At 65.0% G+C, this 13,732-nt stretch carries 13 protein-coding genes; 10 read left to right on the top strand and 3 right to left on the bottom strand.

Going from position 1 to position 13,732, the window contains the following annotated elements; translation table 11 throughout:
- Positions 1-38 precede the first annotated feature (38 nt).
- On the bottom strand, positions 39-815 hold the full coding sequence (locus BAC01S_RS29135) for an enoyl-CoA hydratase (protein WP_027797916.1): 777 nt from the start codon (positions 813-815) through the stop codon (positions 39-41).
- Positions 816-951: 136 nt separating this feature from the next.
- On the opposite strand from BAC01S_RS29135, the gene paaN reads away from it, so the two are divergent.
- From paaN to paaK, 5 genes are all read left to right on the top strand, one after another.
- Complete coding sequence (gene paaN, locus BAC01S_RS29130) at positions 952-2,652, top strand: phenylacetic acid degradation protein PaaN (protein ID WP_027797915.1); 1,701 nt, start codon at positions 952-954, stop codon at positions 2,650-2,652.
- 97 nt (positions 2,653-2,749) lie between these two features.
- Positions 2,750-3,952 (top strand): 3-oxoadipyl-CoA thiolase, encoded by a 1,203-nt coding sequence (gene pcaF / locus BAC01S_RS29125; protein WP_027797914.1) that lies wholly within the window; start codon positions 2,750-2,752, stop codon positions 3,950-3,952.
- 13 nt (positions 3,953-3,965) lie between these two features.
- The gene (paaG, locus tag BAC01S_RS29120; protein ID WP_027797913.1) at positions 3,966-4,757 is read left to right on the top strand and encodes a 2-(1,2-epoxy-1,2-dihydrophenyl)acetyl-CoA isomerase PaaG; all 792 of its coding nucleotides are present in this window, start codon (positions 3,966-3,968) and stop codon (positions 4,755-4,757) included.
- 1 nt (position 4,758) lies between these two features.
- The gene (gene paaI, locus BAC01S_RS29115) at positions 4,759-5,220 is read left to right on the top strand and encodes a hydroxyphenylacetyl-CoA thioesterase PaaI (protein WP_027797912.1); all 462 of its coding nucleotides are present in this window, start codon (positions 4,759-4,761) and stop codon (positions 5,218-5,220) included.
- A gap of 65 nt (positions 5,221-5,285) precedes the next feature.
- Entirely contained in the window at positions 5,286-6,584 is a 1,299-nt protein-coding gene (paaK, locus tag BAC01S_RS29110; RefSeq protein WP_027797911.1) for a phenylacetate--CoA ligase PaaK, read from the top strand.
- Positions 6,585-6,698: 114 nt separating this feature from the next.
- Here paaK and mltA read toward each other — a convergent pair whose 3' ends face one another.
- On the bottom strand, positions 6,699-7,979 hold the full coding sequence (mltA, locus tag BAC01S_RS29105; protein WP_084168980.1) for a murein transglycosylase A: 1,281 nt from the start codon (positions 7,977-7,979) through the stop codon (positions 6,699-6,701).
- An 85-nt stretch (positions 7,980-8,064) separates the two neighbouring features.
- Complete coding sequence (gene apaG, locus BAC01S_RS29095; protein ID WP_027797908.1) at positions 8,065-8,439, bottom strand: Co2+/Mg2+ efflux protein ApaG; 375 nt, start codon at positions 8,437-8,439, stop codon at positions 8,065-8,067.
- A 281-nt stretch (positions 8,440-8,720) separates the two neighbouring features.
- On the opposite strand from apaG, the gene rpe reads away from it, so the two are divergent.
- The 5 genes from rpe to trpD all read left to right on the top strand — a co-directional run bounded on the left by rpe (position 8,721) and on the right by trpD (position 13,719).
- Positions 8,721-9,410, top strand: a complete 690-nt coding sequence (gene rpe, locus BAC01S_RS29090; protein ID WP_027797907.1) for a ribulose-phosphate 3-epimerase — start codon at positions 8,721-8,723, stop codon at positions 9,408-9,410.
- Positions 9,407-10,114, top strand: coding sequence for a phosphoglycolate phosphatase (locus BAC01S_RS29085; RefSeq protein WP_027797906.1), 708 nt, complete (start codon positions 9,407-9,409; stop codon positions 10,112-10,114). The genes rpe and BAC01S_RS29085 overlap by 4 nt, the downstream gene beginning before the upstream one ends.
- 458 nt (positions 10,115-10,572) lie before the next feature.
- Complete coding sequence (gene trpE / locus BAC01S_RS29080) at positions 10,573-12,078, top strand: anthranilate synthase component I (RefSeq protein WP_027797905.1); 1,506 nt, start codon at positions 10,573-10,575, stop codon at positions 12,076-12,078.
- A gap of 15 nt (positions 12,079-12,093) precedes the next feature.
- Complete coding sequence (locus tag BAC01S_RS29075; protein ID WP_027797904.1) at positions 12,094-12,678, top strand: aminodeoxychorismate/anthranilate synthase component II; 585 nt, start codon at positions 12,094-12,096, stop codon at positions 12,676-12,678.
- A gap of 12 nt (positions 12,679-12,690) precedes the next feature.
- Positions 12,691-13,719 carry an anthranilate phosphoribosyltransferase gene (gene trpD, locus BAC01S_RS29070; RefSeq protein WP_027797903.1) on the top strand — a complete coding sequence of 343 codons (1,029 nt, stop codon included), beginning with the start codon at positions 12,691-12,693 and terminating at the stop codon, positions 13,717-13,719.
- Positions 13,720-13,732: the final 13 nt, after the last annotated feature.

The raw sequence follows: 13,732 nt of genomic DNA, 5'->3' as shown, positions 1-13,732 counted from the left end.
TTACCCGCCACGGAACAACAGTGGCGGGCTCACCAGCATCACTTGTTCTTGAAGGCAGGCTTGCGCTTCTCCATGAACGCGGCCATCCCTTCTTTTTGATCTTCCGTTGCAAAGAGCGAATGGAACATGCGGCGCTCGAAGTGCACGCCTTCGGCCAACGTAGTTTCGTAGGCGCGGTTCACCGACTCCTTGGCCATCATCACCGCCGGCAACGAGTATTCGCAGATCGTAGTTGCCGCAGCAATCGCCTCGTTCAGCAAATCGGCCGCCGGAATCACGCGTGAGACAAGGCCGGCGCGCTCCGCCTCGGCGGCGTCCATCATCCGGGCGGTCAGACACAGGTCCATTGCCTTCGCCTTCGAAACCGCGCGCGGCAGGCGCTGCGTCCCTCCCGCCCCGGGGATCACGCCCAGCCTGATTTCCGGCTGGCCGAACTTCGCCGTGTCTGCCGCAAAAATGATGTCGCACATCATCGCCAGCTCGCAACCGCCACCCAGCGCGAAGCCGGCGACCGCGGCAATGATCGGCTTGCGGATCGTGCGGATCGTCTCCCAGTTCCGGGTGATGTAGTCGCCCTTATAGACATCCATAAAGGTGTAGCTCGCCATCATGCCGATGTCGGCGCCGGCCGCAAACGCTTTCTCGCTGCCCGTGATCACGATCACGCCAATGCCTTCGTCCGCATCGAACGCCTTCAGCGCCGCGCCGAGTTCGTCCATCAGGGCATCGTTCAGCGCGTTGAGCGCCTTCGGCCGGTTAAGCGTAATCAGGCCGACTTTGCCGCGCGTCTCGACCAGAATGTTCTCGTACCCCATACATCCTCCTTACCTCTAAGAAAAGTCTCCAAAAAAACTTTCACGCCAAACTTTGACTAATGCTAACATTTGCCAACCAACCGGTCGGTTAATTAATCGGCGCGTGCCTAGTCCAACCTCTCAATCTACGTTGCCCATGACACATCCCTTGTTCACCCGGCACGAAAGCGTGCTGCAGAAGGCAGTTGCCGCCATCGAGACCCGTGGCTACTGGAGCCCGTTTGCCGAAATGCCCAGTCCAAAAGTGTACGGGGAAACCGCCAGCGCCGACGGCGAAGCCGCGTTCAAGGGGCACCTGAACCGTACGTTCGAACTCGACCAGCCGACCACCGGTGAGACCGTCGGCAGCGAGGTTTCGCCGTTCGGCTTCGCGATCGGCGCCCGCTATCCGAAGGCAACACCCGGCCAGTTGATCGCTGCCGCAAGCGAGGCGCAGCGCAACTGGCGCGCGGCCGGCCCGCAGGCCTGGGTCGGCGTCAGCCTCGAAATCCTCGAACGCCTGAACCGTGCGAGCTTCGAGATTGCCTATAGCGTCATGCACACCACCGGCCAGGCATTCATGATGGCCTTCCAGGCAGGCGGCCCCCACGCGCAGGACCGCGCGCTCGAAGCCATCGCTTACGCCTGGGACCAGTTGCGCCGCATCCCGGCCGACGCACATTGGGAAAAGCCGCAGGGCAAGAACCCGCCGCTCGCCATGCAGAAGCGCTACACGGTCATACCGCGCGGCACGGGCCTCGTGCTCGGCTGCTGCACGTTCCCGACGTGGAACGGCTACCCCGGCCTCTTCGCCGATCTCGCGACCGGCAATACCGTCATCGTCAAGCCGCATCCGGGCGCGATCCTTCCGCTCGCGATCACGGTGCGTATCGCGCGCGACGTCCTGCGCGAGGCCGGCTTCAACCCGAACGTGGTCACGCTGCTCGCCACCGATCCCAACGATGGCGCGCTCGTGCAGTCGCTCGCGCTGCGCCCCGAGATCAAGCTCATCGATTTCACCGGCAGTACGCAAAACGGCGACTGGCTCGAACAGCACGCCCATCAGGCTCAGGTCTATACCGAGAAAGCGGGCGTCAACCAGATCGTGATCGATTCGGTGGACGATCTGAAGGCCGCAGCACGCAACATCGCCTTCTCGCTCTCGCTGTACTCGGGCCAGATGTGCACCGCGCCGCAGAACATCTACGTCCCGCGTGACGGTATCCGCACGGCCGAAGGCCGCATGAGCTTCGAGGCCGTCGCGCAGGCGATTGCCGGCGCTGTCCAGAAATTCGTGGCCGATTCGGCCCGCGCCGTGGAAGTACTTGGCGCGATCCAGAACGAAGGCGTCACGGCTCGCGTCGACGAGGCACGCCAGTTGGGTACGCTGCTGGCCGACAGCAAGACACTCGAACATCCGCAATTCCCGGGCGCACGCGTGCGTACACCGCTCGTGCTCTCGCTCGATGCCGCCCGCGACGCCGCGTCGTTCACGCGCGAATGGTTCGGCCCGATCTCTTTCGTGATCGCCACCGACTCGACCGCGCAGTCGCTCGAGCTGGCCGGATCGATCGCACGCGACCACGGCGCGCTCACGCTCTCCGTCTACAGCACCGATGACGCCGTTGTCGAAGCGGCTCATGAAGCCTCGATCACTGGCGGCGTGGCGCTTTCGATCAACCTGACAGGCGGCGTGTTCGTCAATCAGTCGGCAGCGTTTTCGGACTTCCACGGCACGGGCGCGAACCCCGCTGCAAACGCGGCGCTGGCCGACGCCGCATTCGTGGCGAACCGCTTCCGTGTGGTTCAGAGCCGGATCCATGTTGAACCGAAAGCGGCACCGGTCGTAGTCGGCTGAACGGCCTATGCCGTTTGGCCGAATGGCGCCCGATTCCCCGTCCCTCTAGCATGAAAGGCAGGGTGCATTTGTGCGCTCTGCCTCCAGGAACCCCGAGATGACCGAAGCCTATATCTGCGACGCGATTCGCACCCCGTTCGGCCGCTACGGCGGCGCACTGAAAGACGTCCGCGCGGACGACCTTGGCGCCGTACCGATCCGTGCGCTCGTGGAGCGCAATCCAGGTGTGGACTGGCGCGCGCTCGACGACGTCCTGTATGGCTGCGCCAACCAGGCCGGCGAAGACAACCGCAACGTCGCGCGCATGTCCGCCCTGCTCGCGGGCCTGCCAACGGACGCGCCCGGCGCCACGATCAACCGCCTGTGCGGCTCGGGCCTCGACGCCGTCGGCAGCGCCGCGCGCGCGATCAAGGCGGGCGAAGCGCGGCTCATGATTGCGGGCGGCGTAGAAAGCATGACGCGCGCACCTTTCGTGATGGGCAAGGCCGCGTCGGCATTCGCGCGCGACGCCAGCATCTACGACACCACCATCGGCTGGCGCTTCGTCAACCCGTTGATGAAACGCGAGTACGGTATCGATTCGATGCCCGAGACGGCCGAAAACGTCGCAGCCGAGTTCGGCATCAGCCGCGCCGACCAGGACGCTTTCGCGCTGCGCAGCCAGCAGAAGGCCGCGCGCGCCCAGAAGGACGGCACGCTCGCAAATGAAATCGTTGCGGTGGAAATTGCACAGAAGAAAGGCGATCCGATCCGCGTGGCGCTCGACGAACATCCACGCGAAACGTCGCTGGAAACGCTCGCGAAGCTCAAGGGCGTCGTGCGGCCCGACGGCAGCGTGACGGCAGGCAACGCTTCGGGGGTCAACGACGGCGCCTGCGCGCTGCTCATCGCCAACGAAGCCGCCGCCAGCCAGTACGGCCTGCGCCGCCGCGCCCGCGTGCTTGGCATGGCGACGGCCGGCGTGGCGCCGCGCATCATGGGCATCGGTCCGGCGCCCGCTACGCAGAAGCTGCTCAAGCAGCTCGGCATGACGCTCGATCAATTCGACGTCATCGAACTGAACGAGGCTTTCGCGTCACAAGGGCTCGCTGTGCTGCGCCAGCTCGGCCTGAAGGACGACTATGCGCGCGTCAATCCCAACGGCGGCGCGATCGCGCTCGGTCATCCGCTCGGGGCCTCCGGCGCGCGGCTCGTCACGACGGCGCTGTATCAGCTCGAGCGCACGCAAGGACGTTACGCGCTCTGCACGATGTGTATCGGCGTCGGCCAGGGTATTGCCCTCGCCATCGAACGAATCTGATCGGAGACAATCAATGTCCTACGAAGCGATCCGCGTCGAGACCGACGCTTCCATCCGCGTGGCTACGATCACGCTGAACCGCCCCGAGAAGCTCAACAGCTTCACCCGCGCAATGCACGGCGAACTCGCGGCTGCGCTCGATGAAGTCGTCGGTTCGGGTGCGCGCGCACTCGTGCTGACCGGCGCCGGTCGCGGCTTCTGCGCAGGTCAAGACCTCGCGGACCTCGACTTCACGCCTGGCGCCATGACGGACCTCGGCGCGCTGATCGCGGAATATTTCAATCCACTGATCAAGCGCCTGCAGGCGCTACCGATGCCCGTGATTGCCGCTGTCAACGGCACCGCGGCCGGCGCCGGCGCGAACCTGGCGCTCGCCTGCGATATCGTGTTCGCGGCGCGCTCCGCCAGTTTCATTCAGGCCTTCGTGAAGATCGGCCTCGTGCCCGACTCCGGCGGAACGTGGTTCTTGCCGAAGCGCGTCGGCATGGCGCGTGCCCTCGGTCTCGCGATGACCGGCGACAAGCTCTCCGCCGAAAAAGCCGAAAGCTGGGGGCTCGTCTGGCAGGTGACCGACGACGCGGAACTCGCCGCCACGGCCGCCGCATTCGCCGCGCAGCTCGCGAAGCAACCCACGCGGGCGATCGTGGCAACGCGCGAGGCCATGCGCGCGTCGGCTTCCCAGACGCTCGACCAGCAGCTCGATCTCGAACGCGATCTGCAACGCGAACTCGGCGCCTCATACGACTATGCAGAAGGCGTGAAGGCGTTCATCGAAAAACGCGCGCCGCGCTTCGAGGGCCGCTGATATGTCCACGCAAACTTCAACGCCCGCCGCCATGTCTCCCGACGAACTCGCGCGCGCCACGGCGCAAGCCATGTACGACGCCGACGCTTGCAGCCGCGCGCTAGGCATGACGCTGCTCGAAGTGCGCGCAGGCTACGCGCGCCTCTCCATGGCCGTGCGGCCCGAGTTTCTGAACGGCCACCAGATCTGCCACGGCGGCCTGATCTTCACGCTGGCCGACTCGACTTTCGCGTTCGCCTGCAATTCGTATAACGTGAACACCGTCGCGGCCGGCTGCTCGATCGAGTTCCTGCGCCCGGTCCAGCCTGACGATGTGCTCACGGCCGAAGCTGTCGAACAGGTTCTCTCGGGACGCAACGGCATCTACGACATCCGCGTGACAAACGGCGCGGGCGAAACCGTCGCCCTTTTCAGGGGCAAGTCCGCGCAGATTCGAGGCAGCGTCATTCCGGTCGCGGAGTGAACGGCGTCCTCCCCGCTCGATTCCTCACGCCCTCACGCAACACACCCAAGGTTTAGGAGACACGGATGACTACCACGCTGCCGCTCGAGCCGATCGAAACGGCAAGCCGCGACGAACTTGCGGCCCTTCAACTCGAACGGCTGAAATGGTCGCTCAATCACGCTTACGAGAATTCGCCGGTCTACCGCCGCAAATTCGACGAAGCGGGCGTGCACCCGTCTCAGGTGCAGTCGCTCTCCGACCTCGCGCGCTTTCCGTTCACGACCAAGAAGGACCTGCGCGACAACTATCCGTTCGGGATGTTCGCCGTGCCGCAAGAGCAGATCTCGCGCATTCACGCTTCGTCCGGCACCACCGGCAAGCCGACCGTGGTCGGCTACACGGCGCGCGATATCGACACCTGGGCGAATCTCGTCGCGCGTTCGGTGCGCGCTTCCGGGGCGCGGCGCGGCGACAAGGTCCACGTGAGCTACGGCTACGGGCTCTTCACGGGCGGTCTCGGCGCGCACTACGGCGCCGAGCGCGCGGGTCTCACCGTGATCCCGTTCGGCGGCGGTCAAACCGAAAAGCAGGTTCAGCTGATCCAGGATTTCCGTCCTGACATCATCATGGTCACGCCGAGCTACATGCTCGCGATCGCCGACGAAATGGAGCGCCAGGGCATCGACCCGGCCAGCTGCTCGCTGCGCATCGGCATTTTCGGCGCCGAGCCGTGGACCAACGACATGCGCACCGCCATCGAGCATCGCATGGGCATCACCGCGGTCGACATCTACGGGCTTTCCGAAGTCATGGGGCCGGGCGTCGCCTCGGAGTGCGCCGAAACCAAGGACGGCCCCACGATCTGGGAAGATCATTTCTATCCCGAGATCATCGATCCGGAAACGGGCGAAGTGCTCCCCGACGGCGAGTTCGGCGAACTGGTGTTCACGTCGCTCACGAAAGAGGCGCTGCCGATCATCCGCTACCGCACGCGCGATCTCACGCGCCTCTTGCCCGGTACCGCACGCACCATGCGCCGCATGGAAAAGATCACGGGGCGTTCGGACGACATGCTCATCATCCGCGGCGTAAATGTGTTCCCGACGCAAATCGAGGAGCTGCTGCTCAAGCAGCACGCGCTCGCGCCGCACTACCAGATCGTGCTCACGAAGGAAGGGCCGCTCGACGTGATGACGCTGAACGTCGAGCCGTGCCCGGAAAGCGCCCCCGACGGCGCCGCGCTCGAAAAAGCGCGCGACGCGTTGGCCTACGAAATCAAGGCGCTGATCGGCGTGACCGCCAGCGTGAACGTGCTCGAGGTGAACGGCATCGAGCGGTCGGTGGGCAAAGCGAAGCGCGTGATCGACAAACGTCCGAAGTAATGCCCCGCCACCGCCCGGATGCTCTCCCCATGGCAAAACCGTGACAAAGCGCGCACCAAACGAAAAAGCCGGCAACCGCCGGCTTTTTCACATGCATCGAAGCACCCGCCAATCTTATGAATTCGGGAACAGCAGCCACATCCGGCCGCCCTGCTTCATCTTGCCGGCAAGATCGCCTGCGTCGTCGCCGAGTCCCCAGAAGTAATCGGCACGCACGCCGCCCTTGATCGCCGTCCCGGTGTCCTGGGCGAACACGAGACGGTTGAGCGGCGTATTCGTGAGCGGCCGCGTGGTCTGAAGAAAGACCGGTGTGCCGAGCGGAATCGACGACGGATCCACCGCAATCGAGCGCTCCGGCGTAAGCGGTACCCCGAGTGCGCCGATCGGACCGTCGGCGCCGCCCTGCTGCGCCTCCTCCGAACCCGGCATCTCGCGGAAAAAGACGAAGCGCGGATTCGTGTCGAGCAGCGCATCCACGCGAGACGGATTCTCCCGCGCCCAGGCCTTGATGCCTTGCATCGTCGCCTGCGCCGGCGTCAACTCGCCACGATCAAGCAGCCATTTGCCGATCGACCGGTACGGCTGATTGTTGGTCCCGCCAAAGCCCACCCGCATCACGCTGCCGTCTTCCATCGTGATGCGGCCCGAGCCCTGCACCTGCAGAAAAAACGCTTCGATCGGATCGTCCACCCATACCAGTTCGTTGCCGTCGAGCGCACCCGAGCGTTCGAGCTGCGCGCGCGGCGGCAGCGGGGTGCCGGCGCGATAGCCCGACGGCCAGTGATAGAGCGCCGTCTGATAGATCCCGTGCCGTGTGCGCGAACCGTGCAGCAGCGGCTCGTAGTAGCCGGTCACGAGACCGTCTAGCGTGCCGTCGCTGTTGGCGAACTGGTAGGGCGTGAAATAGGTTTCGAAGAACGCGCGGGCAGCGGACGCGTCCAGGTCATCGAGCTGCTCGGCGGCCGCGCAGGCGCGCTGCCAGCGCGGATCGCGCGCGAGGCGCGAGCAGTTCGCGCGCAGCGCCGCCGTCACGCCGATCAGCGAATCGTCCTGCCAGCCCGGGACCTGCTGCCAGGAAACCGGCGTAAGGCGGGCCGCCGCAATCTGGCCGGGCACCCAAGGCGTCCCGGTGGGCGGCGATGTCCGCACATAGCTCGGGCCGCCGCACGCGGCAAGCAGCGCAGCAAACGCAGCCGCACAGAGCCAGCCCGCCACGCGGCCGGCACGCAAACCTTGCCCACTCCCGAATCCGGGCATCAGCCCGGAAACGTACCCCGAATCGCGCCTACAATGCTTGTTCTCGATGGATGCCGCCATGTCTGATCTGTTCGACGAATACCCGATGCTCATGTTTGGGCTGGAAGCGTTGCTCGCGCTATTCCTGTTGATTTTCATCGTTGTGTGGACCGCGTCGGGCAGGAAGAAGCGTGACCCGCACGACCGGCGTCAGGAGTAGCAGACTGCCAATGCGCGCCGCGGTTCAATGCAGTGTGCGCGGCATGCGCAAAACGAATTCCGGCACGGGCGCCTCGAAGCGCTCGGCGTCCTCCGTCACGCAGAAGTACTCTCCGCGCATGGTGCCCACGGGCGTCGCGATCACGGCCCAGCTCGTGTATTCGAACTGCTCGCCCGGCTTGAGCAACGGCTGGTGACCGACCACACCCAGCCCCTTCACTTCCTGCACATGACTCTCGCTGTCGGTGATGACCCAGTGGCGGGCGATCAGTTGTGCGCTCACCTGTCCGGTATTACGAATGGTCAGCGTGTAGGCGAATGCGTACTGCCGACGCTCCGGGTCCGATTCTTCGGGCAGGTAGCGCACCTGCGACGTCACGCTGAATTCGTACTGGCTCATCCTGGTTCCGGTCGATAAGGCGGGCACGGCAAACGCCGCGAAGCCCCGCAAACCCCGCGCACCAAGGCGGCGCAGGCGTCTCCCCCTGTCGGGCATATGGTTTCGCATTCTGCTTGATGCAGCGGGTGCCCGCAACCCGGCACGCATGGAAGCATCGCCCTGGAAGGCCCCGGTCCGGCATGCCGCCGGCGTCTGCCGGCCCGACCCTGCCCGGCGCCGCAGGCCACCCGGCCAGCGGCGGTAAAATGGCGTTTTTCCGTCTATCTTCACCCGACTTCGCCATGACGCAATTCCGCATCGCCCCCAGCATTCTCTCCGCCGACTTCTCGCGTCTTGGCGAAGAAGTCCGCAACGTCGTCGCGGCGGGCGCCGACTGGATCCACTTCGACGTGATGGACAACCATTACGTGCCGAACCTGACCATCGGCCCGCTCGTGTGCGAGGCGATCCGTCCGCACGTCGACGTGCCCATCGACGTCCATCTGATGGTGCGCCCGGTGGACCGTATCGTGCCCGACTTCGCCAAGGCGGGCGCGAACGTGATCAGCTTCCACCCGGAAGGTTCGGACCACATCGACCGCACGCTCTCGCTGATCCGCGACCACGGCTGCAAGGCCGGCCTCGTCTTCAATCCGGCCACGCCGCTCAACTACATCGATCACGTCATGGACAAGCTCGATCTCGTCCTGATCATGTCGGTGAATCCGGGCTTCGGCGGCCAGTCGTTCATTCCGGAGGCACTCAACAAGCTGCGCGAGGCGCGCGCGAAGCTCGACGCCTACCGCGAACGCACGGGCCGCGAGATTCATCTGGAGATCGACGGCGGCGTGAAGGTCGACAACATCGCCGAAATCGCGGCCGCCGGCGCGGATACGTTCGTGGCAGGCTCGGCGATCTTCGGCAAGCCCGACTACAAGGCCGTGGTCGACCAGATGCGCGCGCAGCTCGCAGCGGTCGGCCAGCAGCAATGAGCGCGCCGATCGCCTTCGCCGCGCCGCGCATCGAGGCGGCGCTGATCGATCTGGACGGCACGATGGTCGACACCGCCGACGACTTCGCGGCCGGCCTGAACGGCATGCTCGCCCAGTTCGACGCCGAGGAAACCACGCGCGAAGAGGTGATGGGCTATGTCGGCAAGGGCTCGGAGCATCTGATCAAGAGCGTGCTCGCGCCGCGCTTCGCCGCCGACGACGCCCAGTCCCGCTTCGAAGAAGCCCTCGCGCTCTACCAGGACGAGTACGCGAAGATCAACGGCCAGCACACGCGCCTCTACCCGGAAGTTGCAGAAGGCCTTGCCGCGCTGCGCGAGGCCGGCGTGAAGCTCGCCTGCGTGACGAACAAGCCGCACCGCTTCGCCGTGGAGTTGCTGCAGCAGTATGGTCTCGCGCAGTACTTCGAGGTCGTGCTGGGCGGCGACAGCACGCCGCAAAAGAAGCCCGATCCGCTGCCGATGCTGACCGCCTGCGCCCAGCTCGGCGTGGCGCCGCAGTCGGCCGTCGCGATCGGCGATTCGGAGAACGACGCACTCGCCGGCCGCGCGGCCGGCATGGCCACGCTTACGGTGCCTTACGGCTACAATCACGGCCAACCTGTTCAAAACATCGAATCGGATGGTATAGTGGCCACGCTGCTCGACGCCGCCAAGGCGATCGCAGCGCACAATCACCTGACCTGAAAGTCTCTTTTCCTCATGTTTCTGAATAAAAAACGGAGTCTGAGCAGCATCGACCGGGGAGCTTGGCCCTGGCGTCGCTGGTCGCGCTAACCTCTCCCGAGGTTTGCTGAGGTTTGCTCACGTTGAGTGAAAACTTGCCTTCAGCCCCGTTTTTTATGTCGCTGCGCATACGCGCGTGTCTCGTTTCCAAACTGTTGCGGTAACTCACCTGTCGGCTGACTGGCCGAGGTCATCCGTTGTCCTGCGTGTCGTTTCGCCTTACCCGGCGTGACGCACGACGCAAGAACGGATCGCCGTGTCCAACGGCCGGGTAACATCCGCACATCGGCGCCCTTCCACCGGGGGCGCCGGGAACGCGAGCGAGCGCCGGCGCAACCATGCACCCAACAAGCCGTCATCGCGCTCACCGCCCGCGCCCTTTTCGAGCCGCGACCGGCCCGCACGAACAGGATCGGAACATGACCGAACTCGAATTCCAGTCCCTCGCCAACGAGGGCTACAACCGCATCCCGCTGATCGCCGAAGCGCTCGCCGATCTCGAAACGCCGCTCTCGCTGTACCTGAAGCTCGCGCAGCCCGAGCGCGGCGGCGCCAACTCGTTTCTGCTGGAGTCCGTGGTGGGCGGCGAGCGCTTCGGCCGCTACTCGTTCATCGGCCTGCCGGCCCGCACGCTGATCCGCGCCCGCAGCGGGCCGAAAGGCGGCGTGAGCGAAATCGTCCGCGACGGCCAGGTGATCGAAACGCACGAAGGCGATCCGCTCGAATTCATCGCGCAGTTCCAGGCGCGCTTCAAGGTGGCGCAGCGCCCCGGCCTGCCGCGCTTCTGCGGCGGCCTCGCGGGTTACTTCGGTTATGACGCGGTGCGCTTCATCGAGAAGAAGCTCGCCGACACCGCCCCGCCCGACGACCTCGGCCTGCCCGACATCCAGTTGCTGGTGACGGAGGAAGTGGCGGTCATCGACAATCTGGCGGGAAAGCTCTACCTGATCGTCTACGCCGATCCGCAGACGCCCGAGGCCTATACGAAAGCGAAGCAGCGCCTGCGCGAGCTGAAGCAGCGACTGCGCACGACGGTGCAGCCGCCCGTCACCTCCGCGAGCGTGCGCACCGAGATCTTCCGCGAGTTCAAGAAGGACGATTACCTCGCGGCCGTTCGGAAAGCGAAGGAATACATCGCCGCGGGCGAGCTGATGCAGGTGCAGGTGGGCCAGCGCCTCACGAAGCCGTATCGCGACAACCCGCTCTCGCTCTATCGCGCACTGCGCTCGCTGAACCCGTCGCCGTACATGTACTACTACAACTTCGGCGAATTCCACGTGGTGGGCGCCTCGCCGGAGATTCTCGTGCGCCAGGAGCAGCGCGGCGAGGACCGCATCGTGACGATCCGCCCGCTCGCGGGCACGCGGCCGCGCGGCAACACGCCCGAGCGCGATGCCGAGCTCGCCACCGAACTGCTCAACGATCCGAAGGAAATCGCCGAGCACGTCATGCTGATCGACCTCGCGCGCAACGACGTGGGCCGCATCGCCGAAATCGGCTCGGTGGCCGTGACCGACAAGATGGTCATCGAAAAGTATTCGCACGTTCAGCACATCGTGAGTTCGGTCGAGGGCAAGCTCAAGCGCGGCATGAACAACTACGACGTGCTGCGCGCGACGTTCCCCGCCGGCACGCTTTCCGGCGCGCCGAAGGTGCGCGCAATGGAGTTGATCGACGAACTGGAGCCCGTGAAGCGCGGCCTCTACGGCGGCGCGGTCGGCTACCTGTCGTTCAACGGCGAGATGGATCTCGCCATCACGATCCGCACCGGCCTCATCCACAACGGCAATCTTTATGTGCAGGCCGCGGCCGGCATCGTCGCGGATTCGGTGCCCGAGTCGGAATGGCAAGAGACCGAAAACAAGGCGCGTGCCGTGCTGCGCGCCGCCGAGCAGGTGCAGGACGGCCTCGACAGCGACTTCTGAGCGGGAGAAAAGACCATGTTGCTCATGATCGACAACTACGATTCGTTTACCTACAACATCGTCCAGTACTTCGGCGAGCTCGGCGAAGACGTCCACACGTATCGCAACGACGAAATCACCATCGACCAGATCGCGAAGCTGAACCCCGAGCGCATCTGCCTCTCGCCCGGCCCGAGCAACCCGCAGCATGCGGGCATCACGCTCGACGTGCTGCGCGAGTTCGCCGGCAAGACGCCCATTCTCGGCGTATGCCTCGGCCATCAGGCGATCGGCGAGGCGTTCGGCGGCCGCGTCGTGCGCGCGAAGACCATCATGCACGGCAAGGTGAGCCAGATCGAAACCGACTGCAAAGGCGTGTTCGCCGATCTGCCCAAACACTTCAACGTAACGCGCTATCACTCGCTCGCCATCGAGCGCGAGTCGCTGCCGGACTGCCTTGAAGTGTCGGCGTGGACCGAGGACGGCGAGATCATGGGTGTGCGCCATCGCGAGCTGGCCGTCGAGGGCGTGCAGTTCCACCCCGAGTCGATTCTCTCCGAGCACGGCCACGCGCTCCTCGAGAACTTCCTGAAGCAAACGAAGCCGGCCACCGCGCGATAAGGGAGAAAAAACATGATCACCCCGCAGGAAGCGCTGCAACGCACGATCGAGCACCGCGAGATCTTCCACGACGAGATGCTGCATCTCATGCGCATGATCATGCGCGGCGAGCTTTCGCCCGTGCAATCGGCGGCCATCCTCACCGGCCTGCGCGTGAAGAAGGAAACCATCGGCGAGATCGCCGCCGCCGCGACCGTGATGCGCGAGTTCGCGAATCACGTCGAGGTGCAGGACAACTCGAACTTCATCGATATCGTCGGCACGGGCGGCGACGGCTCGCATACCTTCAACATCTCGACCGCGTCGATGTTCGTCGCCGCCGCGGCGGGCGCGAAGGTCGCCAAGCACGGCAATCGCGGCGTGTCGAGCAAGTCGGGCAGCGCGGACGTGCTCGAGGCGCTGGGCGTGAACATCGATCTGCAGCCGGATCAGGTGGCCGCGTCGATCGCGGAAACGGGCATGGGCTTCATGTTCGCGCCGAATCATCATCCGGCCATGAAGAACATCGCCGCCGTGCGCCGCGAGCTGGGCGTGCGGACGATCTTCAACATTCTCGGCCCGCTCACGAATCCGGCCAGCGCGCCTAACCAGCTGATGGGCGTGTTTCACCCCGACCTCGTCGGCATCCAGGTGCGCGTGATGCAGCGCCTTGGCGCGAAGCACGTGCTCGTCGTGTACGGCAAGGATGGCATGGATGAGGTGTCGCTGGGCGCGGCCACGCAGGTCGGCGAACTGAAGAACGGCGAGATCCGCGAGTACGAAATTCATCCCGAAGACTTCGGCATGCAGATGGTTTCTAACCGCACGCTGAAGGTCGAGAACGCCGAAGAATCCAAAACCATGCTGCTCGGCGCACTCTCCAATGAGCCCGGCGTCGCGCGCGAGATCGTGGCGCTGAACGCCGGCACGGCGCTCTATTCGGCAAACGTCGCCAACTCGATCGCCGACGGCATCGCACTGGCTCGCGAGACCATCGCGAACGGCCGCGCGCGCGCCAAGGTCGACGAACTGGTACGCTTTACCCAGCAGTTCAAACACTGATCCAGCACTGTTT

The sequence above is a fragment of the Paraburkholderia acidipaludis NBRC 101816 genome, assembly GCF_000684975.1.
In the GTDB taxonomy this organism is placed as follows: Bacteria; Pseudomonadota; Gammaproteobacteria; order Burkholderiales; family Burkholderiaceae; genus Paraburkholderia; species Paraburkholderia acidipaludis.
This window is presented reverse-complemented; position numbering and strand designations above follow the sequence as displayed.